The following is a 24082-nucleotide window of genomic DNA, read 5'->3' on the forward strand; positions in this document are numbered from 1 at the left end:
CACTCCTTTATTTAAACCAATAATTAGCACGCCATTAACAAATAGGCCGCTTCTCTCGTCGCCGCATATTCAGCAAATATTGAGCAAGGTCAAACAGGCCGTAAATTAATCCCGCAAACAACATTCCGTCACAGTTTTATTATTGCTGATACAAACTATTCTCATTATCATCGCATAGTAGATTATTTAACCTTCGTGGGATCAGGCATTATGCAATTCACTCCAGACAGTGCATGGAAAATTACCGGTTTTACCCGTGAAATTAGCCCGGCCTATCGGCAAAAGCTGCTGTCACTGGGCATGCTACCCGGCTCGTCTTTCCAGGTCGTGCGAGTTGCCCCGTTAGGTGATCCCGTTCATATCGAAACCCGCCGCGTGAATTTGGTGCTGCGTAAGAAAGACCTCGCATTAATAGAAGTCGAAGCCTTATCTCAATAACAAGCCAGCGGTTTCAGTGAGTCTACTAAAATGAAAAAATTAACTATTGGCTTAATTGGTAATCCAAATTCCGGCAAGACCACGTTATTTAACCAGTTAACCGGAGCGCGTCAGCGCGTGGGTAACTGGGCAGGTGTGACGGTTGAGCGTAAAGAAGGCCAGTTCACGACGACAGACAACCAGGTGACGCTGGTTGACCTTCCCGGCACCTATTCCTTAACCACCATTTCGTCGCAAACTTCGCTCGATGAGCAGATTGCCTGTCACTATATTCTTGGCGGCGACGCGGATCTCCTGATCAACGTGGTCGACGCTTCCAATCTTGAGCGTAACCTCTATCTGACGCTGCAGCTGCTGGAACTGGGTATTCCCTGCATCGTGGCGCTTAACATGCTCGACATTGCCGAGAAACAGAAGCTGCGCATCGACGTCGATGCTCTCTCAGCGCGCCTGGGTTGCCCGGTCGTTCCGCTGGTGTCAACGCGTGCTCGCGGCATTGATGCCCTGAAGCTGGCGATTGACCGTCATGCGGGAAATAGCGACGTTGAGCTGGTGCATTACGCGCAACCACTTCTGCGCGAGGCCGGTCTTCTGGCAGAGGAAATGGACAAAAGCATGCCCGAAAAACAGCGTTTGTGGCTCGGCCTGCAAATGCTGGAAGGGGATATCTACAGCCGTGCATACGCCGGGCATGCGGCAGATAAACTGGATGTCACAATCGCCCGTCTTAGCGACGAGCTGGATGACCCGGCCCTGCACATCGCCGATGCACGTTACCAGACAATTGCCTCGATTTGCGACGTTGTCAGTAACGCCCTCACGGCGGAACCGAGCCGTTTTACCGCTGCGGTAGACAAGATTGTGCTTAACCGTTTCCTGGGTTTGCCGATCTTCCTGCTGGTGATGTACGTAATGTTCCTGCTCGCCATTAACATTGGTGGCGCGCTGCAGCCTATTTTCGATGCAGGTTCCGTCGCGGTCTTCGTACACGGTATTCAGTGGGTGGGTTACACCCTGCACTTCCCGGAATGGCTAACCATTTTCCTGGCCCAGGGGATCGGTGGCGGTATCAACACCGTTCTGCCACTGGTGCCGCAAATTGGCATGATGTATCTGTTCCTCTCTTTCCTGGAGGATTCCGGTTACATGGCGCGCGCGGCGTTTGTCATGGACCGTCTGATGCAGGCTCTTGGTCTGCCGGGCAAATCCTTCGTCCCGCTAATTGTTGGCTTCGGCTGTAATGTACCTTCGGTGATGGGCGCACGTACCCTGGATGCACCGCGTGAACGTCTGATGACCATCATGATGGCGCCGTTTATGTCCTGCGGCGCGCGCCTGGCCATCTTTGCGGTCTTTGCCGCAGCCTTCTTTGGTCAGCAAGGGGCGCTGGCAGTCTTCTCGCTGTACGTGCTGGGTATTGTGATGGCGATCCTGACCGGTTTAATGCTGAAACACACCATTATGCGTGGCGAAGCGTCGCCGTTTGTGATGGAGCTGCCGGTGTATCACGTGCCGCATCTAAAAAGCCTGGCGATCCAGACCTGGCAGCGCCTGAAAGGCTTTGTGCTGCGCGCGGGTAAAGTGATCGTCATCGTCAGCATTTTCCTGAGCGCGCTGAACAGCTTCACCCTGAGTGGACAAGCAGCAGATAACATCAACGATTCTGCTCTTGCCTCCGTCAGCCGCGTCATCACGCCAGTCTTCAAACCGATTGGCGTGCATGAGGATAACTGGCAGGCAACCGTCGGGCTGTTCACCGGTGCGATGGCAAAAGAGGTGGTTGTCGGCACCCTGAACACGCTTTACACCGCTGAGAACATTCAGGAGCAGGAATTTAATCCGGCAGAGTTTCATCTCGGTAACGAACTGTTGGGTGCAGTAGAGGAAACCTGGCAGAGCCTGAAAGACACCTTCAGCCTGAGCGTGCTGGCAAACCCTATTGAAGCCAGCAAAGGCGACGGTGAAATGGCGACGGGGGCTATGGGCGTGATGAGTGAGAAGTTTGGCAGCGAGTCTGCAGCTTACAGCTACCTCATCTTTGTCCTGCTCTATATTCCGTGCATCTCCGTGATGGGGGCGATTTCCCGTGAGTCCAGCCGTGGCTGGATGGGATTCTCCATTCTGTGGGGGTTAAACATTGCTTACTCGCTGGCGACGCTCTTTTACCAGGCCGTTAACTTTAGCCAGCACCCGCGTTATAGCCTGGTCTGTATTCTGGCAGTTGTCCTCTTTAACGTGTTAGTTATCAGTCTGCTACGCCGGGCACGCAGCCGCGTCGATATCGACCTGCTGGCAAACCGTAAAACCGCCGCCACTTGTTGCAGCAGCCCGGCGGGTGACTGTCACTAAGGAGTAAGCCATGGCATCGTTGATTCAGGTTCGTGATCTGCTGGCATTACAAGGGCGGATGGAGGCGAAACAGCTGAGCCTCAGCCTGCATACGCCGCAGCCGATGATCGATGCCATGCTGGAAAGACTGGAAGCCATGGGGAAAGCCGTGCGGATTCAGGAAGAAGTGGAAGGTTGTCTCTCCGGCAGTTGTAAAAGCTGCCCGGAAGGTAAAGCCTGCCTCAAGGAGTGGTGGGCTTTGCGTTAATAAAGCCGGACAGAGATGCCCGGCTTTATCGTATTACTTATAGACTTCCGCCGTTGCGCGCACGTTTTTTGTATCTTTATTCGCACTGGTCACCACGTAGTACGTCCCGCCCAGTTCATCCGCCTTTTTCGACAACTCTCTGCGAGCGTCCATCGGCGCGGTGGTGTCAGACGTAGAAATCTCACCAATTTTGGTCAGATTCATCCCGGCAACTTTATCTTTTTCCAGCTCTTTTGCCGCAAAGACGCCAAATGAAAGTGACCCAATAACCAGAGAAGTGACAATACCTGTAACAAGTTTCATAGCCTGACTCTCCTTAGGATTGTTGTTTTGATTGTCGTAGGCAGAACCACCGCAACGACATCTGGAGTATGGTTGCGGTGTAAGACTTTTTCCAGGCTGGATAGAAATTAATCAGTCTAAACGTTGACTTAACGCAATGAGCGCTGAGCAAAACTCCGCCGGATGAGAGATAAACGGGGCATGCGCCGCTTTGGCAATGATCTGCGATTCACTTTCCGGCCAGAGCGAATCCAGCAATGGAACTACTTTCCGTGGAACCAGTCCGTCGAGGTAGCCATAGATACGCAGATGCGGCATCATCAGCGCAGACAGCGGTTCACGCAGATCAACCGTTTTCAGGATCTCAAGACCACCGTTAAGCACCTCAACATCCGGCATCGGCAGGGAAAGCACGGTCTGCTTCAATGCTCTCGCATCCTGACGTGCGGTTTCGGTCCCCATCGTTTGCAATGCGAGGAAACGTTCAACGGTCCGCTGAAAATCTTCACTCAGCTGTTGCTGGAAGCCCGCCAGCACATCCGGTTTTATACCCGGCCACGACGCTTGCGCACTAAAGCATGGCGACGAGGCCACGGTCACCAGCGCACTCACGCGTTCTGGTCGGGAGAGCGCAATCTGGCTTGCCACCAGCCCGCCCAGGCTCCAGCCCAGCCAGATAGCGTTTTGTGGCGCGGCGGCCAGAACCTGCTGCGCCATCTCATCAAGCGACATAGGGCCAAAACCACGGCTGCGACCAAAACCCGGTAAATCCACCAGATGCAGCGTGAAATGCGAGGCCAATTCCTCGTTTATGCAATTCCATACTTCCGCATTCAGGCCCCATCCGTGCAGCAGCACAAGATGGCAATTTCCTGTCCCTACAGTCTGCCACCACAGCGTCTTCATCAGTTACTGTTCTCTTTATTTCACATGGAGGTTGCACATGCTAACAGTGCCTGGCTTGTGCTGGCTATGCCAAATGCCACTTACACTCAGTGGGTGGGGGATCTGTTCCGTCTGCACGCGGTCGCTGGAAGGACGTCTCACGGTCTGCCCACAATGTGGTTTACCGGCCACGAGCCGACATATACCCTGCGGACGCTGCCTGAAAAAATCCCCGCCCTGGAGCGCGCTGGTGGCGGTGGATGATTATGTTCCACCGTTGAACAGGCTCATTCACGCCCTGAAGTTTTCCGGTCAGAGTTCGCTGGCGCAACCTCTCGCCCGCCTGTTATTGCTGGCGGTGTTACAGGCTCGTCGTAGCCGCACCCTGCCGAAAATCGACAGGGTGGTGAATGTCCCCTTATACCGACGCCGACACTGGCGGCGCGGCTACAACCAGAGTGACCTGCTCTGTCGCCCACTCGCCCGCTGGCTCGGCTGTGAGTATGATGCCTCTGCGCTCACGCGTGTCCATGCCACCGCCATCCAGCATCAGCTCAACGCCCGGCTTCGCAAAAGAAACCTCAAAAATGCCTTTCGCCTTGAATTAGCGGTCAAAGGCCTCCATATCGCGATTGTGGATGATGTCGTCACCACAGGCAGTACCGTTGCTGAACTTTCCCGACTGCTTTTGCGAAGCGGCGCTGCGTCGGTTCAGGTATGGTGTCTGTGCCGTACCTTGTAGCCCTTCTTCAATGGGCGTATGATTATACCCAGGTAATTTAGTCAACTATTAGGCCAAAGCTATGATCCGTATTTCCGATTCTGCACAAGCGCACTTTGCCAAACTGCTGGCAAATCAGGAAGAAGGGACGCAGATCCGCGTGTTTGTGATCAATCCAGGCACTCCGAATGCAGAATGTGGTGTCTCTTATTGTCCGCCGGATGCGGTAGAAGCAACTGACACAGCCCTTAAATTTGAACAACTCACCGCCTACGTTGATGAGCTGAGCGCACCGTATCTTGAAGATGCGGAGATCGACTTCGTCACCGACCAGCTGGGTTCTCAGCTGACTCTGAAAGCGCCGAACGCGAAAATGCGTAAAGTGGCAGACGATGCGCCGCTGATGGAGCGCGTAGAGTATCTTCTGCAGTCCCAAATCAACCCACAGCTGGCGGGCCACGGTGGTCGTGTTTCCCTGATGGAAATCACCGACGAAGGCTTCGCCATTCTGCAGTTTGGCGGCGGCTGTAACGGGTGTTCCATGGTCGATGTGACCCTGAAAGAAGGGATTGAAAAGCAGCTGCTGAACGAATTCCCGGAACTGAAAGGCGTGCGTGATCTGACCGAGCACCAGCGCGGCGAGCACTCTTACTACTGATTCAGTGCCCGTCTGTATCGCCCGGTGGCGCTGCGCTTACCGGGCCTCGCTTCTCCCCCTTCATTCCCTCCATATGTTGACCTGCGTCTCATAATTCAAATTTAGCCTCCCAGGGTGATTCTCAATCACATCATGTTACCCGTATCATTCTCATGGGCACTAAGCACTCTCATAACAGCCGACTAAACTTATTGGTTTCCAAGGTATCAGTACTAGTGCCGTAATCACTCTGTTCCCAGTTGGGACAATCGGAATTTGTCGTTGAAACAATGACGTTACCCATAACAATTCAAAGGCCAGGTAAATCATGCCATTAGTCATCGTTGCTATCGGTGTTGTGTTATTACTGCTCTTGATGATCCGTTTCAAAATGAACGGATTTATCGCTCTGGTTCTGGTGGCACTTGCAGTCGGTCTGATGCAAGGGATGCCGCTGGTGAAAGTCATCAGCTCCATTAAAGCCGGTGTCGGCGGGACGCTCGGCAGCCTGGCGTTGATCATGGGCTTCGGTGCCATGCTCGGCAAAATGCTGGCGGACTGCGGTGGTGCTCAACGTATTGCCACCACGCTCATTGCCAAATTTGGTAAGAAGAACATCCAGTGGGCGGTGGTATTAACCGGTTTTACCGTCGGTTTCGCGCTGTTCTATGAAGTGGGCTTTGTGCTGATGCTGCCACTGGTGTTCACCATTGCGGCGGCGGCAAACATCCCTCTGCTGTATGTCGGTGTACCAATGGCCGCAGCGCTGTCCGTGACGCATGGCTTCCTGCCACCGCACCCGGGTCCAACCGCTATCGCGACCATCTTCCACGCCGATATGGGTAAAACGCTGCTGTTCGGCACCATTCTCGCTATCCCAACAGTGATCCTGGCAGGCCCGGTGTATGCCCGTTTCCTGAAAGGCATTGATAAGCCAATCCCGGAAGGTCTATACAGCGCAAAAACCTTCACCGAAGAAGAGATGCCTGGCTTTGGCGTCAGCGTCTGGACCTCTCTGGTGCCGGTTATCCTGATGGCGATGCGTGCCGTGGCAGAGATGATCCTGCCGAAAGGTCACCCGTTCCTGTCCGTTGCGGAGTTCCTGGGTGACCCGGTGATGGCAACCCTGATTGCGGTATTGATCGCGATGTTCACCTTTGGTCTGAACCGTGGTCGTTCAATGGATCAGATCAACGACACGCTGACCTCCTCCATCAAAATCATTGCCATGATGCTCCTGATCATCGGTGGTGGCGGTGCGTTCAAGCAGGTACTGGTCGACAGCGGCGTGGATAAATACATCGCGGCCATGATGCATGAAACTAACGTGTCACCGCTCCTGATGGCCTGGTCTATCGCCGCGGTTCTGCGTATTGCACTCGGTTCTGCGACCGTGGCCGCCATCACCGCCGGTGGTATCGTTGCGCCGCTGATTGCCACGACAGGTGTTAGCCCTGAGCTGATGGTTATCGCAGTCGGTTCCGGTAGCGTGATTTTCTCTCACGTAAACGATCCGGGCTTCTGGCTGTTCAAGGAGTACTTCAACCTGACTATCGGTGAAACCATCAAGTCCTGGTCTGCGCTGGAAACCATTATTTCAGTGTGCGGTCTGGTCGGGGTTCTGCTGTTGAATATGGTTATCTGATGTAAAAAAAGAACCCGCCAACTGGCGGGTTCTTTTTTATTTCTTCTTCACTACTGCTCTTCTGCGCTTATCCAAATCCTTAATCAGCTTGTTCACCCCATCATCGGCAAACATCTTCTCAAGACTCACGGACAACTTGCGACGCCAGTTCTTGTACTGATAGCTGGTTCCCGGAATGTTCACCGGCCCGGCCATATCAATCCAGTCTTCCGGTTGCAGACCCAGCAGGGCACTGTTGCTGTCAGCAATATAGCGCTGCAAGCCACGGTTGAGCGTCGGGGTCATCGCCATCAGCGACGCCTTATGCCCGGCACGTTTCGGCAGACAGCCATGCTTATGCAAGGCATCCAGCAAGCCCTGTTTCGCCAGCTCGCGATCCTGATACAGACCGCGTAACACCTCTTCATCAGGATACAGCCCCAGCGTTTTACCGAGCGTCAGATCACCGCTTTCCCAATAGCCACGCAGCGTAGGAAGATCATGCGTCGTCGCGACTGCCATTGACTGTTCAGGATACGCTTTCGGCGCGCGGAAGGTTTTCTCATGGTCGTTTTCAAAATAGAGCACTTTATAGGAATACACACCGCTATCACGCAGTTTACTGACAATCTCCACTGGCACAGTACCCAGATCTTCACCGATCACCATGCACTGATGGCGCTTACTTTCCAGCGCCAGGATCGACAGCAGATCGTCAACCGGATACTGTACATACGCCCCGTGGTCCGCCGTTTCACCATATGGGATCCACCACAGACGCAGCACGGACATCACATGGTCGATACGCAGCGCCCCGCAGTTCTGCATGTTAGCGCGCAGCAGGTCGATAAACGGCTCGTAAGCACGCGCCGCCATCACGTGCGGATCCATCGGCGGTAAGCCCCAGTTCTGACCGAGCGGGCCAAGGATATCCGGTGGCGCCCCCACAGAGGCTTTCAGGCAGTAAAGTTCACGGTCACACCAGGTTTCCGCCCCGCCTTCAGCCACACCCACGGCCAGGTCACGATACAGGCCGATCGGCATCTTGTAGCCCTGGCTTACCTGCCAGCAGGCAGCAAACTGGCTGTACGCCAGCCACTGCAGCCACAGGTAGAAATCCACCTCGTCAGCATGCTTCTTACAAAACGCTTTCACTTCCGGGGTATCAACAGATTGATACGCTTGCGGCCATACCGGCCAGCCCCAGCGCATTTCATCCTCTTTCACCTGGTATGCGTGCAATGCGTCAAATGCCGCCTGCCAGTAAAGGCTTTCGCCCTCCTGGGTAACAAACTGACGAAAAGCCGCCATCTGCTCATCATCGCGCCGGGCAAAACCTTTCCACGCCAGGCGTAAAGCCGCCATCTTCAGCGAGGTAACCGTTGAGTAATCAACCCATTCTGCGTCACGAGCCTGCTTCAGCATCTGCTGGGTGGTCGGAAGTTTCCACCATGCCTGGGCTTCTTTGTTGTTTTTGAAGTCATCTAACGCGTTAACGTCGATATAGATGACGTTCAGCCAGCGACGGGACGACGGGCTATACGGGCTGGCGCTCTCCGGGTTGGCCGGATAGAGCGCGTGAATAGGGTTAAGACCAATAAATGCGCCGCCGCGCTCCCCTACCGATGCCAGCATTTTTTTCAGGTCGCCAAAATCGCCGATCCCCCAGTTGCTGTCGGAACGCAACGTGTAGAGCTGCACGCAGGCACCCCACAGCTTTTTACCTTCAAGCAACGCCTGCGGTTCATAGCAACGTTTTGGTGCCACAATCACCCGACAAGGGTACCGCTGGTCGTCCTGAGTGAGCGTTAAGGTGTGATAGCCCTCCGGCAGTTTTGCCGGAAGGTTTAGCATTTTGCCGCCGGTGGCGTGGCCTTTGTGCTGATGCCCTTCTTCGGTGGTAAGCAACCAGCTAAACTCGCCCCGCCCCTCCACCGCCAGCGACATCTTTTTGCCTGCGGTGAATACCTTCACATTCGGCACTGGCGCAACCGACGCTTTCGCGTCGGTTTTTTGCATGGCATCCAGCAAACGTCTTTTGGTGTCGGCGCCAATAGACTGCGGTTTGCCGTGCGCATTGATGTAACTGAGGCTAATTCCCGCCGCCTGCGCGGCGCTGTCCAGACGTTTACTCTCCATCGCGCTTCCTTAGCGTTTTGCCTGCCAGATACGGGCCTGATAATCACGAATTGAGCGGTCAGAGCTGAACATACCGCAGCGGGCGGTATTCAGAATGCACGCCCGGGTCCAGGCTTCCTGGTCGCGATACAGAACATCAACCTGTTTTTGTGCGTCGACATAGGCTGTGAAGTCCGCCATCACCAGATACGGGTCACCGCCATGCTTGTCCATGCTGTGCAGCATCTGGTCAAACGCGTGCTTGTCGCCGTCGCTGTATTTACCGCTTTCCAGTTCCTTCAGCACCGCATCGAGCACTTTGTCTTTCTTACGCCATTTCACCGGGTCATAGCCTTTGGCCTTGATGGCTTTCACCTCTTCCACGGTATGACCGAAAATAAAGATATTCTCTTCACCCACTTTCTCGGCGATTTCGACGTTTGCACCGTCCAGTGTGCCAACCGTCAGCGCGCCGTTAAGCGCCAGCTTCATGTTGCCGGTACCGGATGCTTCTTTACCCGCCGTAGAAATCTGCTCGGAGATATCTGCCGCCGGGATCAGCATTTCAGCCGCCGAGACACAGTAATCCGGCAGGAACACCACTTTCAGCTTGTCGCCGACTTTCGGATCGTTGTTTATGGCTTCAGCAACTTTGTTGATTGCCAGAATGATGTTTTTCGCCAGGTAGTAGCCCGGCGCCGCTTTCGCACCGAACAGGAACACGCGTGGAACGCGATCGGCTTTCGGATTCTCGCGGATCTCTTTGTACAGCGCCAGAATGTGCAGCAGGTTCAGGTGCTGACGTTTGTACTCGTGCAGGCGTTTGATCTGAATATCGAAAATGGCATTCGGGTTGATCTCAATTCCGGTACGCGCTTTGACAAACGCTGCCAGGCGAACTTTGTTTTCCCGCTTGATCGCACGGTACTGCTCGCGGAATTTCGCGTCGTCGGCGTATTTTTCCAGGTTGATGAGCTGGTCCAGATCGTTGGCCCACTCTTTTTTCAGGGTTTTGTCCAGCAGCCCTGCCAGCAGTGGGTTGCACTGCTTGATCCAGCGACGCGGCGTGATGCCGTTGGTCACGTTGTGGAATTTAGTCGGCCACAGCTGGTGATATTCCGGGAACAGATCTTTTACCACCAGATCCGAGTGCAGCGCTGCCACACCGTTTACGGCAAAGCCGCTCACCACGCACATGTTCGCCATGCGCACCTGTTTGTCATGAACCACTGCCAGCTTCGCCCAGACTTCTTTGTCGCCAGGCCAGGTCTTTTTCACCAGCACTTTAAAGTTGTCGTTAATCTTGTTGATGATCTGCATATGACGCGGCAGCAGTGTTTTCACCAGCTTCTCGTCCCAGCACTCCAGCGCTTCTGGCATCAGGGTGTGGTTGGTGTAAGCGAATGTGCGGCTGGTGATGGCCCATGCGTCATCCCAGCTCAGCTGATGCTCGTCGATCAGCACGCGCAGCAGTTCAGGGATTGCGATCGTCGGGTGTGTGTCGTTGAGCTGAATCACTTCGAAATCAGGCAGCTGCGCCAGCTTGCGGCCCGCCAGATGATGACGACGCAGGATATCCGCCACGGAACAGGCACACTGGAAGTACTGCTGCATCAGACGCAGTTTTTTACCCGCCAGATGGTTGTCGTTCGGGTAGAGGACTTTTGTCAGCTTCTCGGCGTCGATACCCTGCTGTTCAGCGCGCAGGAAATCGCCGTCGTTGAATTTGGTCAGGTTGAACGGATGCGCGTGCTTCGCCTGCCACAGACGCAGAGGCTGCGCCACGCCGTTACGGTAACCCAGTACTGGCAGATCCCAGGCCTCGCCAGTAATGGTGAATGCCGGTTCCCAGAGACCTTGCTTCGTCACTTTCCCGCCAATCCCGACCTGCACATCCAGCTGCGCGTTATGGCGGAACCACGGGTAAGTATTGCGGTGCCAGTCGTCCGGCGCTTCCATCTGATGACCATCGGCAAATGACTGACGGAACAGGCCGTACTGGTAGTTGAGACCATAGCCAATTGCTGACTGGCCAACGGTTGCCATGGAGTCAAGGAAGCAGGCAGCCAGACGTCCCAGTCCACCGTTACCCAGCGCGGGGTCAATCTCTTCTTCAAGCAGGTCGGTCAGATTAATGTCATGCTCTTTGAGCACATCACAAACGTCCTGATACCAGCCAAGGTTCAGCAGGTTGTTGCCCGTCAGACGGCCAATCAGGAATTCCATCGAGATGTAGTTCACGTGTCGCTGGTTTTTCACCGGCTTTGCCAAAGGTTGAGCATCCAGCTGTTCCGCGAGCGCACCACTCACCGCCTGCCACCACTGGTGAGGCGTCATTTCGTTTGCCGCATGAAGGCCAAAACGCTGCCACTGACGCGTCAGGGCAGCCTGGAATTGAGCTTTGTTGAAGGTAGGCTGTGACATAGGGGATCGGCATCCTTTAGAAAGAAAACACAAGTTGGCGCTAGTGTGCCTGGCTCATTTCACCTCTTCCTCCTCCTGTGGGGGATTAGACAGGGAGGAGTAGCGGGGATGAGCATAAAAATGTGATCGAGGCCACTCTCAGAGCATAGTTCGAGTGTGCCCTGAAGATAAAAAAGTAACCGGGGAGAATGTCAAAGAAATGAAATGCAGTTTCGGGGGTTAATTAAACCCCTCTAAAATGATTACTTACGTAGAATAATATTTCTGCAATCGGGTAATAACTAAGGAGATTGTTAATCACTTATAATTTTACCCGAACTTTATTACATTTGACGTCACTATCCCTTTCTGAAACCAGTTTCAGCGCAGCCGTACCAGAACCATACAAGCCAGCATTGACGCGGTGTTAAAGCCCATTCCAGAAAGTTCCGTCATCTGTCTGAATGTTTTGTGACAGAGTGCAAATTCAGAGCCACCAAATCCAGACATAACTTGCAATAGTTCTCTTTCTGGCCGACCTTATATCGTATTAATTACGAAGCGCAAAAAAAATAAAATCTCTCGTTCCCCACAGTGAAGTGAAACCTATGTTGATTCCGTCTAAATTAAGTCGCCCGGTTCGCCTTGACCATACAGTGGTCCGCGAGCGCCTGTTGGCTAAACTTTCCGGCGCGCATAATTTCCGACTGGCGCTGGTTACGAGCCCTGCAGGCTATGGAAAAACAACGCTCATTTCGCAATGGGCCGCAGGTAAGAGCGATCTTGGCTGGTACTCCCTTGATGAGGGCGATAACCAGCAAGAGCGTTTTGCCAGCTATTTGATTGCCGCTATTCAACAGGCCACCAATGGACACTGCGTCGCCAGTGAAGTGATGGTGCAAAAGCGCCAGTACGCCAGCCTGTCCTCCCTTTTCTCTCAGCTATTTATTGAACTGGCCGAATGGCATCGCCCGCTGTATGTGGTGATTGATGATTACCATCTCATCACTAACCCGGTAATTCATGAGTCGATGCGTTTCTTCCTGCGCCATCAACCGGAAAACCTGACCCTGGTGGTACTGTCACGCAACCTGCCGCAGTTGGGTATTGCCAACCTGCGCGTGCGCGATCAACTTCTGGAAGTGGGCAGCCAGCAGCTGGCTTTTACTCATCAGGAAGCGAAACAGTTCTTTGACTGCCGTCTGACCTCCCCCATTGAGGCATCAGAAAGCAGCCGGATGTGTGACGATGTCGCAGGCTGGGCCACTGCACTGCAGTTAATTGCCCTCTCTGCCCGGCAAAACAACAGCCCGGCGCATCAGTCAGCGCGTCGACTGGCAGGGATCAATGCCAGCCATCTTTCTGATTATCTTGTGGATGAGGTGCTGGACAGCGTCGATCCGTCTACCCGTAACTTCCTGCTGAAAAGCTCCCTGCTGCGTTCCATGAACGACGCGCTGATTGTGCGCGTGACGGGCTGCGAAAACGGCCAGCTACAGCTTGAAGAAATTGAACGTCAGGGCCTGTTCCTGACGCGTATGGACGATCCCGGCGAATGGTTCAGCTACCATCCGCTGTTTGGCAGTTTCCTGCGCCAGCGTTGCCAGTGGGAGCTTGCGGTTGAACTGCCGGAAATTCATCGCGCTGCCGCCGAAAGCTGGATGGCACAAGGCTTCCCGAGCGAGGCGATCCACCATGCGCTGGCCGCAGGTGATGCCAACATGCTGCGTGATATTCTCCTCAACCATGCGTGGGGCTTGTTCAACCACAGCGAGCTGACGTTGCTTGAAGAGTCCCTCAAAGCGCTGCCGTGGGAAAGTCTGCTGGAGAACCCGCGTCTGGTGTTGCTGCAGGCCTGGCTGATGCAGAGCCAACATCGCTATAGCGAAGTGAATACCCTGCTGGCACGTGCGGAGCAGGAGATGGAAAGCAACATGGACACGCCCCTGCACGGTGAATTTAACGCCCTGCGGGCCCAGGTCGCGATTAACGACGGCGACCCGGATGAAGCCGAACGCCTGGCGATGGTCGCACTGGATGAACTGCCGCTGGCCAACTTCTACAGCCGGATCGTTGCCACGTCGGTACACGGTGAAGTGCTGCACTGCAAAGGCGAGCTGACGCGCTCCCTTTCGCTGATGCAGCAAACGGAACAAATGGCACGGCGCCATGATGTCTGGCACTACGCGTTGTGGAGCCTGATCCAGCAAAGCGAAATTCTGTTCGCTCAGGGGTTCCTGCAGGCTGCCTGGGAAAATCAGGAAAAAGCCTTCCAGCTGATTCGGGAACAGCATCTGGAACAGTTGCCGATGCACGAGTTCCTGTTGCGTATTCGCGCTCAGCTCCTGTGGGCATGGTCACGGCTGGATGAAGCTGAAAGTTGCGCCCGCCAGGGTGTGGACGTGCTTTCTGGCTTCCAGCCGCAGCAACAGTTGCAGTGTCTGGCGCTGCTGGTGCAGTGCTCGCTGGCGCGTGGCGATCTCGATAACGCCCGTAATCATCTTAACCGTCTCGAAAACCTGCTGGGCAACGGTCAGTATCATAGCGACTGGGTATCGAACGCCGATAAGGTTCGGGTGATTTACTGGCAAATGACAGGCGATAAAAAATCCGCCGCCAACTGGCTGCGTCAGACGCCAAAACCGGAATTTGCTAACAACCACTTCCTGCAGAGCCAGTGGCGCAACATTGCCCGCGCGCAGATCCTGCTCGGTGAATTAGAGCCCGCGGAGATTGTGCTGGAAGAGCTGAACGAGAACGCGCGCGGCCTGCGTCTGATGAGCGATCTGAACCGCAACCTGCTGCTGCTGAACCAGCTCTACTGGCAGGCGGGTCGTAAAAATGATGCTCAGCGTGTACTGCTGGAAGCGCTGCAACTCGCGAACCGCACCGGGTTTATCAGCCACTTTGTGATTGAAGGTGAAGTGATGGCGCAGCAACTGCGTCAGTTGATTCAGCTTAATACGCTGCCGGAACTCGATCAGCATCGCGCTCAACGTATTCTGCGCGAAATCAACCAGCACCATCGCCATAAGTTTGCGCATTTCGATGAGAACTTTGTCGAACGTCTGTTGAACCACCCGGAAGTACCGGAGCTTATCCGCACCAGCCCGCTCACCCAGCGTGAATGGCAGGTACTGGGGCTGATCTACTCCGGCTACAGCAATGAACAAATTGCGGGTGAACTGGCGGTTGCTGCGACCACCATTAAAACGCATATCCGAAATCTGTATCAAAAGCTGGGCGTGGCGCATCGTCAGGATGCGGTGCAGCATGCGCAGCGATTGTTGAAGATGATGGGGTACGGAGTGTAATTCATTGCCCGGCGGCGCTACGCTTGCACGGGCATACGGAGTTTTGTAGGTCGGGTAAGCGCAGCGCCACCCGACACAATTCCTAGCACAATTCCAGCTGCAAATTATTATCTTTAATCACCTGCATGACGCCCGCCGGCGGCATCACGTCTGTATACACCGCATCCACCATGCTGATGCTGCCCATGTTTACCATCGCATTACGGCCAAACTTCGAATGGTCTACCACCAGCATCACATGACGTGAGTTTTCAATAATCGCGCGCTTGGTACGCACCTCGTGATAATCAAACTCCAGCAGCGAGCCGTCGCTGTCGATGCCGCTGATCCCGAGAATGCCAAAATCGAGGCGGAACTGAGAGATAAAGTCGAGGGTCGCTTCGCCGATAATCCCGCCGTCGCGGCTTCGCAGTTCGCCGCCCGCGAGAATAATGCGGAAATCGTCTTTCTGCATCAGGGTGTTGGCGACGTTCAGGTTGTTGGTGACCACGCGCAGGTTCTCATGATCCAGCAGCGCATGGGCGACCGCTTCCGGCGTGGTGCCGATATCAATAAACAGCGTCGCCCCGTTCGGGATCTGGCTGGCGACCTTACGGGCAATGCGTTCTTTCTCTGCCGTCTGCGTGGCTTTACGATCGTGCCAGGAGGTGTTGACCGAGCTGGACGGCAGCGCCGCCCCGCCGTGGTGGCGCAGAATACGGTTCTGATCGGCCAGATCGTTCAGGTCACGACGGATGGTTTGCGGGCTGACGGCAAACTGCTCAACCAACTCTTCAGTACTGACGTATCCCTGTTTTTTTACCAGTTCGATAATGGCGTCATGACGTTGTGTTTGTTTCATCAATTATCCCTGAGAATTATGTTCGTTTTCGCGCATGGAGCGTATCGGCAAAGGCCATTGCCAACCCGACAACCAGGCCAGTGACGTGTGCACCATTGGCGATAGACATACCAAACAGATCAAACCATCCGGCAATTAGCCATATTAACGCAAAGGTTATGAGTCCGCGTTGCAAATAGATGCCGCTTTCCGGGTCGCGCTCCCCGCGAAGCCAGACGTAGCCCATCAGGGCGTATACCACGCCAGACAGCCCACCGAACCACGGACCGCTGAATTTATGCTGCACATAGCCGCTCAGCAGGGCGCTAATAATGGTGATAACGATCAGCTTGCCGCTGCCGAGCCGCTTCTCAACGATACCGCCGAGATACCACCACCACAGCAGGTTAAAGAGGATGTGCATCACCGAGAAGTGCATCAGCGCGTGGGTAAAGTAGCGCCAGACATCAAACTCCAGAGAGGGGTCGTACGGCCACGCCAGAGCGATCATCACGCTCTGGTCACCCACCACGTTCATAATGATAAAGACGACAATACAGGCCGCCATCAGCAGTAGCGTAAACGGCCCTGCACGTTCACGCACGGTGGCAAAGAAAGGAAAACGACGATAATGCAATCCACTGCCCGTCTGGCCAGATTGCCAGCTGGCAGCCAGATAGCGCGGGTCGCCGGGGTTCTCAAGAAAACGCGCCAGCTCCTCGTTTACCCGCCCTGCCTGGCTCTCGTCGGCCAGCCAGACATCGGTCTGAGTATGTTGCTGGATGGTCAGAATAACACCCTGCGTCGCCATGTAGTCGACAAACGCCTGGGCGACACGCGGGTTGGTAAAAGAGGTGATCATCAACATGGGTAGCGGTCGCTTATTTCCACACAAAAGGGGACAGTATAGCGGGATCAGCGCTCAAACGCGTACTCAACTTCTGCCGGGAAATGGCGATGCCATGCATCGAAACCGCCGTCGACGCTGTATACCGCGTCATAACCCTGCTGAAGCAGGTACTGCGCCGCACCTTTACTGCTGTTGCCGTGGTAGCACATGACCATCACCGGCGTCTCGAAGTCGTTATCGCGCATAAACGCGCCCAGCGTGTCGTTGGTAAGGTGGAACGCGCCCGGCGTGTGGCCCATCGCAAAACTCTGCGGGTCGCGAATGTCCACCAGCACCGCTTTTCCCTGGTGAATCTTCTGGTGGGCTTCTTCTACGTTAATACATTCAAACTGATCCATGGTGTTCTCTTTACATTGGTCAACGGCACTATTTTACCCCGTAGTGTACGTCCTGGCGGCGGGTAAACGCCATTATGTTATCCATATCACTCTAAATTGTTTTTTTGATGTTACCAAAAGCGCGTCTCTTTGCTATTATGAGCGATATCGAACATTTCTGAGCTTTAACGAAAGTGCATGAGGGTGTTATGGAAACCAAAGATCTGATTGTGATAGGCGGTGGCATCAACGGTGCCGGTATTGCGGTCGATGCCGCAGGACGCGGATTATCCGTACTGATGCTGGAAGCTAACGATCTCGCCTGCGCGACGTCGTCCGCCAGCTCCAAACTGATTCACGGTGGCCTGCGCTACCTGGAACACTACGAATTCCGCCTGGTCAGCGAAGCGCTGGCTGAACGTGAAGTGCTGTTGAAAATGGCACCGCATCTGGCGATTCCGATGCGTTTCCGCCTGCCCCATCGCCCGCATCTGCGTCCGGCCTGGATGATCCGAATCGGTCTGTTTATGTACGATCACCTGGGTAAACGCACCAGTCTGCCGGGTTCGAACGGTTTGCGTTTTGGTTCAGAATCGGTCCTTAAACCTGAAATCGTGCGCGGATTCGAATATTCCGATTGCTGGGTAGACGATGCTCGTCTGGTTCTGGCGAACGCACAGATGGTGGTGAAGAAAGGCGGCGAGGTGAAAACCCGCACCCGCGCGACCTCTGCTCGTCGTGAAAACGGTCTGTGGATTGTCGACGCGGAAGACATCGATACCGGCGAGAAATTCAGCTGGAAAGCACGCGGCCTGGTCAACGCCACCGGTCCGTGGGTGAAACAGTTCTTTGACGAAGGCATGCACCTACCTTCACCGTACGGTATTCGCCTGATCAAAGGCAGCCATATTGTGGTGCCGCGCGTACATACTCAGAAGCAGGCTTATATTCTGCAGAACGAAGATAAACGCATCGTGTTTGTGATCCCGTGGATGGACGAGTTTTCGATTATCGGCACCACCGACGTGGAGTACAAAGGCGATCCGAAAAACGTTGAGATCGACGAGAGCGAGGTCAACTACCTGCTGAAAGTGTATAACGCGCACTTTAAGAAACAGCTGTCTCGTAATGATGTGGTCTGGACTTACTCCGGCGTGCGTCCGCTGTGCGATGACGAATCGGATTCACCGCAGGCCATCACCCGCGACTATACGCTTGATATTCACGACGTAGATGGGCAGGCACCGCTGCTGTCGGTGTTTGGCGGCAAACTCACCACTTATCGTAAGCTGGCCGAGCACGCGCTGGAAAAACTGGTGCCGTACTATAAAGGCATTGGTCCGGCATGGACCAAAGGTGCCGTGCTCCCTGGCGGAGATATCGGGGATAACCGCGATGATTATGCCGCGAAGCTGCGTCGCCGCTATCCGTTCATCACCGAAGGGATGGCACGCCATTATGCCCGTACTTACGGTAGCAACACGGAGTGGATCCTGGGTGAAGCCAAAGAGATTGCCGATCTGGGCGAACATTTCGGCCATGAACTGTACGAAGCCGAGTTGCGTTATCTGGTTGAACACGAGTGGGTGCGCCGCCTGGATGACGCCATCTGGCGTCGTACTAAAGAAGGGATGTGGCTGGATGCCGAGCAGCAGTCTCGCGTGGCGCAGTGGTTACTGCAAAATGCGGGGAAGCGTGAGCTGTCGCTAGCGTCTTGATGTGAAAAAATGCCCGGTGGCGCTACGCTTACCGGGCCTACGGGATCAAGTAGGCCGGGTAAGGCGAAGCCGCCACCCGGCTTTGTTTTTACAACCTCACCGGATCAATATGCCAGATCGTCTCGGCATACTCTTTGATGGTCCTGTCTGACGAGAAATACCCCATATTGGCGATGTTGTGCATCGCGACAATGGTCCATTTCTCCTGCTGCCGGTACAGTTCGTCCACTTTATCCTGACAATCCACGTAGCTGCGATAATCCGCCAGCACCTGATAGTGATCGCCAAAGTTAATCAGCGAATCCACCAGGTCACGATAGCGGCCAGGCTCGTCAGGGCTAAACACGCCGGTGGCGATTTGCGTCAATACCTGGCGTAGCTCTTCATCCTCTTCGTAATATTTACGCGGTGAGTAACCCTGCTTACGCAGCGCTTCGACCTCTTCCGTTGTGTTACCGAAGATAAAGATGTTATCTGCACCGACATGCTCCAGCATCTCGACATTCGCCCCGTCCAGCGTACCAATGGTCAGCGCGCCGTTAAGGGCAAACTTCATGTTACTGGTGCCGGACGCTTCCGTACCTGCCGTGGAAATCTGCTCAGAGAGATCCGCCGCCGGGATGATCAGCTGCGCCAGACTGACGCTGTAGTTCGGGATGAACACTACCTTCAGCTTGTCACCAATTTCCGGATCCAGGTTGACCACCTTCGCCACATCATTGATTAGGTGAATGATATGCTTGGCCATGTAGTAGGCGGAAGCCGCCTTACCGGCAAAGATCTTCACCCGTGGCACCCACTCAGCCGTAGGGTCGGCCTTGATGCGGTTGTAATGGGTGATCACATGCAGCACGTTCATGAGCTGACGTTTGTACTCGTGGATGCGCTTGATCTGCACATCGAACAGCGCTTTCGGGTTGGCGACTACGTTCAGGTGTAGTGCAAGATATACTGATAAACGCTTTTTGTTCAGCAGCTTGGCTTCACGCACGGCTTTGTTGACCGTCGGGAAATCAATGTGCTGTTCAAGTTCGCTCAGTTGGCTCAAATCGGTACGCCAGGTGCGACCGATATTCTCATCCAGCACCTCAGAGAGCGGCTGATTGGCCAGCGCCAGCCAGCGTCGTGGCGTCACGCCGTTGGTCACGTTGCAAAAACGTGTCGGGAAGATCTTCGCGAAGTCAGCAAACAGCGACTGTACCATCAGGTTTGAGTGCAACTCGGACACTCCGTTAACCTTGTGGCTGATCACCACCGCCAGCCAGGCCATGCGCACACGGCGGCCGTTCGACTCATCAATGATCGACGTACGACTCAGCAGGCCGGTATCGTTCGGGTACTGCTCCTGCAACGTCTTGAGGAAGTAATCGTTAATCTCAAAGATGATCTGCAGATGGCGCGGCAGGATTTTGCCGAGCATATCCACCGGCCAGGTTTCCAGCGCTTCGCTCATCAGCGTGTGGTTGGTGTATGAGAACACCTGACAGGTCACTTCAAACGCATCATCCCAGCTGAACTTATGTTCGTCGATCAGCAGGCGCATCAGTTCTGGAATGGAGAGCACCGGGTGGGTGTCGTTGAGGTGAATCGCGGTTTTCTCCGCCAGGTTGGCGTAGGTTTTGTGCAGCTGGTAGTGACGGCTCAGGATATCCTGAATCGTCGAGGACACCAGGAAATACTCCTGGCGCAGACGCAGCTCACGCCCGGAGTAGGTTGAGTCATCCGGGTAAAGGACACGGGACACGTTCTCGGAGTGGTTTTTATCTTCCACCGCCGCGAAGTAGTCACCCTGGTTGAATTTACCGAGGTTAATTTCACTACTGGCCTGGGCGCTCCACAGGCGCAGCGTGTTGGTGGCGTCAGTGTCGTAGCCCGGGATGATCTGGTCATACGCCACGGCCAGGATCTCTTCGGTTTCCACCCAGCGGGATTTTTTCCCTTCCTGTTGGATACGTCCACCGAAGCGCACTTTGTAGCGCGTATTGTGACGCTTGAACTCCCACGGGTTGCCATACTCCAGCCAGTAGTCCGGCGACTCTTTCTGACGTCCGTCGACGATGTTCTGTTTGAACATGCCGTAGTCATAGCGAATACCGTAACCACGACCCGGCAGCGCCAGCGTCGCCAGCGAATCCAGGAAGCAGGCTGCAAGGCGTCCCAGACCGCCGTTACCGAGACCCGGGTCATTCTCTTCGTCAATCAGTTCTTCTAAATCTAACCCCATCTCTTCCAGGGCGTTTTTGACGTCGTCATAAATACCGAGCGACAACAGCGCATTGGAAAGTGTGCGGCCAATCAAAAATTCCATCGACAGGTAATAAACCTGACGCGTTTCCTGTGAGAGCTGGGCACGGTTGGAGCGCAGCCAGCGTTCAACTAAGCGGTCACGCACGGCAAACAGGGTGGCGTTCAGCCACTCGTGTTTGTTCGCGATGACCGGATCTTTCCCGATGGTAAACATCAGCTTGTAGGCGATAGAGTGCTTTAACGCCTCAACGCTGAGTGTGGGTGAAGAGTAGCTAAAAGGTGCATTCATATCAGTGACTCCGCCTTGTTACATCAAGCGTTGATAAAGATCGCGGTATGACTGCGCCGCAACGTGCCAGCTAAAGTCCATGCTCATCGCCTGGCGCTGAACATAACGCCACAAGGAAGGCCGGGACCATAAAACGAAAGCACGCCGAATCGCCCGTAACAACGACCAGGCATTACTGTCTTCAAACACAAACCCGCTGGCGATACCGTCCGCCAGGTTTTCCAGAGAGCTGTCGGAAACCGTGTCAGCCAGCCCGCCCGTGCGACGCACCAGCGGTAACGTGCCGTATTTCAGGCCGTAGAGTTGCGTCAGGCCGCAGGGTTCGAAACGGCTTGGCACCAGGATGACGTCCGCGCCGCCCATAATGCGGTGCGAAAACGCCTCGTGATAGCCAATCTGCACCCCAACCTGACCGGGATGTTCCGCCGCAGCAGCCAGAAAACCTTCCTGCAATACCGGGTCGCCCGCGCCGAGCAGCGCCAGTTGCCCTCCCTGCTCCAGTAAACCAGGCAGCGCTTCCAGCACCAGATCCAGCCCTTTCTGGCTGGTCAGACGGCTGACCACGGCGAACAACGGTACTTTGTCGTTCACCTTCAGACCCATGGCAATTTGCAGCTGGCGCTTGTTTTCGGCTTTGTCCTCGACCGAATCACGGCCATAGCGCGACGCCAGCAGGAGATCGGTTTCCGGGCTCCAGATCTTTTCATCCACACCGTTCAGAATACCCGACAGGCGCCCTTCACGATGCCGCTGTCGCAGTAGCCCTTCCAGACCATAACCAAACTCCGGCTGGGTAATTTCCCGGGCGTAAGTCGGGCTCACGGCGGTAATATGATCGGCATAGTAAAGCCCGGCTTTCAGGAACGAGATCTGCCCGTTAAACTCCAGCCCGTGCATGTTATAGAACGACAGTGGCAGATCGATTTCATGCATGTGATGGGCATAGTACATCCCCTGATATGCCAGGTTATGCACGGTAAAGACTGACCTTGCCGGGTGGCCGCGCGCGGCCAGATACGCCGGGGCAAGCCCGGCGTGCCAGTCGTGCGCGTGCACCACATCCGGACGCCAGAACGGATCCAGCCCCGTCGCCATTTCTGCACCGACCCAGCCGAGCAACGCAAAGCGCAGCACGTTGTCCGGGTAAGCAAACAGGTTGGTGTCGTGATACGGACTCCCGGGCCTGTCGTATAAGTGCGGCGCGTCAATCAGGTAGATCCCAACGCCGTTGTAATGTCCAAACAGCAGGGTGATGCGCCCGGCAAAAGTCTCACGACGCGTCACCACTTTTGCATCAGGAATACCACGCCGGATATCCGGAAATGCGGGCAGCAGGACTCGGGTATCCACCCCTCCGGCGATTTGCGCCGCCGGTAATGCACCAAGAACATCCGCCAGGCCGCCCGTTTTTAACAATGGAAACATCTCAGAACATACGTGTAAAACCTGCATCATCGCTCCTGTTTGATCTGCAGCTTCCGCAACATTTCCCGTGTTACTAACACGATTCCCTCTTCCGAACGGTAGAAGCGACGCGCGTCTTCTTCCGCATTTTCACCAATGACCATCCCCTCAGGAATGACACAGGCGCGGTCGATAACGCAACGACGCAGGCGACACGAACGTCCTACCCAGACATCCGGCAATAAGACTGCCGAATCAATATTACAGAATGAATTTATCCGCACGCGGGGGAACAGCACTGACTGCACCACCACCGACCCTGAAATAATGCATCCGCCAGAAACCAGCGAGTTCAGTGTCATACCGTGGCTACCCGAACGGTCCTGAACGAATTTGGCTGGCGGCAGCGATTCCATATGAGTACGAATCGGCCAGTTCTGATCGTACATATCCAGCTCAGGGGTCACCGAAGCCAGGTCGAGGTTCGCCTTCCAGTACGCCTCCAGCGTTCCCACATCGCGCCAGTAAGGTTCCGCATTTGGGTCGGATTGCACGCAGGACAACGGGAAGGGATGTGCATACGCCATGCCAGCTTGCGTAATTTTCGGGATGATATCTTTGCCAAAGTCATGGCTGGAGTTTTCGTCTTTGTCGTCTTCTTCGAGCAGTTCATAAAGGTAATCTGCATCAAAGACATAGATCCCCATACTGGCGAGTGACTTCGTATCATCTCCCGGCATGGTCGGTGGGTTTGCAGGTTTTTCGACGAAGTCGATAATTTTGTCGTCCGCATCCACGTGCATTACGCCAAACGCCGTCGCTTCAGCAACGGGCACCGGCAGACACGCCACGGTGCAACGCGCCCCTTTTTCGACATGGTCGATGAGCATGTGGGAGTAGTCTTGCTTGTAAATATGATCCCCGGCGAGGATCACGATGTATTCCGCGTTATAGCGACGAATGATATCGAGGTTTTGCGTCACCGCATCCGCCGTGCCCCGGTACCAGTTTTCGCCGTGCACGCGCTGCTGGGCCGGAAGAAGATCGACAAACTCATTCATCTCTTCGCTGAAGAAGGACCAGCCGCGCTGGATATGCTGCACCAGCGTGTGTGATTGATACTGCGTAATGACGCCAATGCGGCGGATGCCAGAGTTGAGGCAATTGGAGAGTGCGAAATCAATGATACGGAACTTACCACCAAAGTGAACAGCCGGCTTGGCGCGTTTGATGGTCAAATCTTTCAGACGGGTACCACGCCCACCAGCGAGTATCAGGGCAACCGTTTTTAATGGTAGCTGGCGTGCCAACATTAAGGGATCGTTCTTCTCTAATCTAACCATGACTAACTCCTTTTTT

At 54.8% G+C, this 24082-nt stretch carries 18 protein-coding genes; 8 read left to right on the plus strand and 10 right to left on the minus strand.

The genetic code is table 11. From position 1 onward, the window contains the following. Window positions 1–210: 210 nt before the first annotated feature. The 3 genes from feoA to feoC are packed head-to-tail and all read left to right on the plus strand — an operon-like array spanning window position 211 to window position 3034. Window positions 211–438 (plus strand): ferrous iron transporter A, encoded by a 228-nt coding sequence (gene feoA, locus JGF26_RS18660; RefSeq protein ID WP_010436417.1) that lies wholly within the window; start codon window positions 211–213, stop codon window positions 436–438. A 30-nt stretch (window positions 439–468) separates the two neighbouring features. Beyond that, window positions 469–2787, plus strand: a complete 2319-nt coding sequence (gene feoB, locus JGF26_RS18665) for a Fe(2+) transporter permease subunit FeoB (RefSeq protein ID WP_134708543.1) — start codon at window positions 469–471, stop codon at window positions 2785–2787. Between the two features lie 10 nt (window positions 2788–2797). After that, on the plus strand, window positions 2798–3034 hold the full coding sequence (feoC, locus tag JGF26_RS18670) for a [Fe-S]-dependent transcriptional repressor FeoC (protein ID WP_134708542.1): 237 nt from the start codon (window positions 2798–2800) through the stop codon (window positions 3032–3034). Window positions 3035–3067: 33 nt separating this feature from the next. Here the strand turns inward: feoC and JGF26_RS18675 are convergent, their stop codons facing one another. Together JGF26_RS18675 and bioH are read right to left on the minus strand one after the other, a co-directional pair. Then, window positions 3068–3337 carry a YdgH/BhsA/McbA-like domain containing protein gene (locus JGF26_RS18675; RefSeq protein WP_129324595.1) on the minus strand — a complete coding sequence of 90 codons (270 nt, stop codon included), beginning with the start codon at window positions 3335–3337 and terminating at the stop codon, window positions 3068–3070. 111 nt (window positions 3338–3448) lie between these two features. Beyond that, complete coding sequence (bioH, locus tag JGF26_RS18680; RefSeq protein WP_134708541.1) at window positions 3449–4222, minus strand: pimeloyl-ACP methyl ester esterase BioH; 774 nt, start codon at window positions 4220–4222, stop codon at window positions 3449–3451. 37 nt (window positions 4223–4259) lie between these two features. On the opposite strand from bioH, the gene gntX reads away from it, so the two are divergent. From gntX to gntT, 3 genes are all read left to right on the plus strand, one after another. Beyond that, on the plus strand, window positions 4260–4943 hold the full coding sequence (gntX, locus tag JGF26_RS18685; protein ID WP_128348361.1) for a DNA utilization protein GntX: 684 nt from the start codon (window positions 4260–4262) through the stop codon (window positions 4941–4943). A 61-nt stretch (window positions 4944–5004) separates the two neighbouring features. Next, window positions 5005–5580 carry a Fe-S biogenesis protein NfuA gene (gene nfuA, locus JGF26_RS18690; RefSeq protein ID WP_028018035.1) on the plus strand — a complete coding sequence of 192 codons (576 nt, stop codon included), beginning with the start codon at window positions 5005–5007 and terminating at the stop codon, window positions 5578–5580. A gap of 307 nt (window positions 5581–5887) precedes the next feature. Beyond that, window positions 5888–7204, plus strand: a complete 1317-nt coding sequence (gntT, locus tag JGF26_RS18695) for a gluconate transporter (RefSeq protein ID WP_014171973.1) — start codon at window positions 5888–5890, stop codon at window positions 7202–7204. 36 nt (window positions 7205–7240) lie between these two features. Here the strand turns inward: gntT and malQ are convergent, their stop codons facing one another. Both malQ and malP read right to left on the minus strand, forming a co-directional pair. Further along, window positions 7241–9322 carry a 4-alpha-glucanotransferase gene (gene malQ, locus JGF26_RS18700; protein WP_134708540.1) on the minus strand — a complete coding sequence of 694 codons (2082 nt, stop codon included), beginning with the start codon at window positions 9320–9322 and terminating at the stop codon, window positions 7241–7243. Window positions 9323–9331: 9 nt separating this feature from the next. Beyond that, a complete protein-coding gene (gene malP / locus JGF26_RS18705; RefSeq protein WP_134708539.1) occupies window positions 9332–11725 on the minus strand; it encodes a maltodextrin phosphorylase in 2394 nt (797 codons plus the stop codon). 587 nt (window positions 11726–12312) lie between these two features. Between malP and malT the strand changes: the two genes are divergently transcribed. Next, the gene (malT, locus tag JGF26_RS18710) at window positions 12313–15018 is read left to right on the plus strand and encodes an HTH-type transcriptional regulator MalT (RefSeq protein ID WP_028018038.1); all 2706 of its coding nucleotides are present in this window, start codon (window positions 12313–12315) and stop codon (window positions 15016–15018) included. A gap of 82 nt (window positions 15019–15100) precedes the next feature. Here malT and JGF26_RS18715 read toward each other — a convergent pair whose 3' ends face one another. The 3 genes from JGF26_RS18715 to glpE are packed head-to-tail and all read right to left on the minus strand — an operon-like array spanning window position 15101 to window position 17086. Next, window positions 15101–15859, minus strand: coding sequence for a DeoR/GlpR family transcriptional regulator (locus JGF26_RS18715; RefSeq protein ID WP_008503060.1), 759 nt, complete (start codon window positions 15857–15859; stop codon window positions 15101–15103). Between the two features lie 16 nt (window positions 15860–15875). Continuing rightward, the gene (gene glpG / locus JGF26_RS18720; RefSeq protein ID WP_028018039.1) at window positions 15876–16706 is read right to left on the minus strand and encodes a rhomboid family intramembrane serine protease GlpG; all 831 of its coding nucleotides are present in this window, start codon (window positions 16704–16706) and stop codon (window positions 15876–15878) included. A gap of 47 nt (window positions 16707–16753) precedes the next feature. After that, window positions 16754–17086, minus strand: a complete 333-nt coding sequence (gene glpE, locus JGF26_RS18725; RefSeq protein WP_134708538.1) for a thiosulfate sulfurtransferase GlpE — start codon at window positions 17084–17086, stop codon at window positions 16754–16756. A 188-nt stretch (window positions 17087–17274) separates the two neighbouring features. Between glpE and glpD the strand changes: the two genes are divergently transcribed. Further along, complete coding sequence (glpD, locus tag JGF26_RS18730; protein ID WP_028018040.1) at window positions 17275–18783, plus strand: glycerol-3-phosphate dehydrogenase; 1509 nt, start codon at window positions 17275–17277, stop codon at window positions 18781–18783. An 88-nt stretch (window positions 18784–18871) separates the two neighbouring features. Here glpD and glgP read toward each other — a convergent pair whose 3' ends face one another. The 3 genes from glgP to glgC are packed head-to-tail and all read right to left on the minus strand — an operon-like array spanning window position 18872 to window position 24066. After that, the gene (glgP, locus tag JGF26_RS18735; RefSeq protein ID WP_134708536.1) at window positions 18872–21319 is read right to left on the minus strand and encodes a glycogen phosphorylase; all 2448 of its coding nucleotides are present in this window, start codon (window positions 21317–21319) and stop codon (window positions 18872–18874) included. Between the two features lie 18 nt (window positions 21320–21337). After that, window positions 21338–22771 carry a glycogen synthase GlgA gene (gene glgA / locus JGF26_RS18740; protein WP_028018042.1) on the minus strand — a complete coding sequence of 478 codons (1434 nt, stop codon included), beginning with the start codon at window positions 22769–22771 and terminating at the stop codon, window positions 21338–21340. Further along, window positions 22771–24066 carry a glucose-1-phosphate adenylyltransferase gene (gene glgC / locus JGF26_RS18745; RefSeq protein ID WP_049005379.1) on the minus strand — a complete coding sequence of 432 codons (1296 nt, stop codon included), beginning with the start codon at window positions 24064–24066 and terminating at the stop codon, window positions 22771–22773. Before glgC ends, glgA begins: the two co-directional genes overlap by 1 nt. Window positions 24067–24082 lie beyond the last annotated feature (16 nt).

The organism is Enterobacter sp. E1 (assembly GCF_016809815.1).
Lineage (GTDB): Bacteria > Pseudomonadota > Gammaproteobacteria > Enterobacterales > Enterobacteriaceae > Enterobacter > Enterobacter adelaidei.

Coding starts and splice junctions, on each gene's coding strand:
- feoA (WP_010436417.1), top strand. CDS start 211: ATGCAATTCACTCCAGACAGTGCATGGAAAATTACCGGTTTTACCCGT.
- feoB (WP_134708543.1), top strand. CDS start 469: ATGAAAAAATTAACTATTGGCTTAATTGGTAATCCAAATTCCGGCAAG.
- feoC (WP_134708542.1), top strand. CDS start 2,798: ATGGCATCGTTGATTCAGGTTCGTGATCTGCTGGCATTACAAGGGCGG.
- JGF26_RS18675 (WP_129324595.1), bottom strand. CDS start 3,337: ATGAAACTTGTTACAGGTATTGTCACTTCTCTGGTTATTGGGTCACTT.
- bioH (WP_134708541.1), bottom strand. CDS start 4,222: ATGAAGACGCTGTGGTGGCAGACTGTAGGGACAGGAAATTGCCATCTT.
- gntX (WP_128348361.1), top strand. CDS start 4,260: ATGCTAACAGTGCCTGGCTTGTGCTGGCTATGCCAAATGCCACTTACA.
- nfuA (WP_028018035.1), top strand. CDS start 5,005: ATGATCCGTATTTCCGATTCTGCACAAGCGCACTTTGCCAAACTGCTG.
- gntT (WP_014171973.1), top strand. CDS start 5,888: ATGCCATTAGTCATCGTTGCTATCGGTGTTGTGTTATTACTGCTCTTG.
- malQ (WP_134708540.1), bottom strand. CDS start 9,322: ATGGAGAGTAAACGTCTGGACAGCGCCGCGCAGGCGGCGGGAATTAGC.
- malP (WP_134708539.1), bottom strand. CDS start 11,725: ATGTCACAGCCTACCTTCAACAAAGCTCAATTCCAGGCTGCCCTGACG.
- malT (WP_028018038.1), top strand. CDS start 12,313: ATGTTGATTCCGTCTAAATTAAGTCGCCCGGTTCGCCTTGACCATACA.
- JGF26_RS18715 (WP_008503060.1), bottom strand. CDS start 15,859: ATGAAACAAACACAACGTCATGACGCCATTATCGAACTGGTAAAAAAA.
- glpG (WP_028018039.1), bottom strand. CDS start 16,706: ATGTTGATGATCACCTCTTTTACCAACCCGCGTGTCGCCCAGGCGTTT.
- glpE (WP_134708538.1), bottom strand. CDS start 17,086: ATGGATCAGTTTGAATGTATTAACGTAGAAGAAGCCCACCAGAAGATT.
- glpD (WP_028018040.1), top strand. CDS start 17,275: ATGGAAACCAAAGATCTGATTGTGATAGGCGGTGGCATCAACGGTGCC.
- glgP (WP_134708536.1), bottom strand. CDS start 21,319: ATGAATGCACCTTTTAGCTACTCTTCACCCACACTCAGCGTTGAGGCG.
- glgA (WP_028018042.1), bottom strand. CDS start 22,771: ATGCAGGTTTTACACGTATGTTCTGAGATGTTTCCATTGTTAAAAACG.
- glgC (WP_049005379.1), bottom strand. CDS start 24,066: ATGGTTAGATTAGAGAAGAACGATCCCTTAATGTTGGCACGCCAGCTA.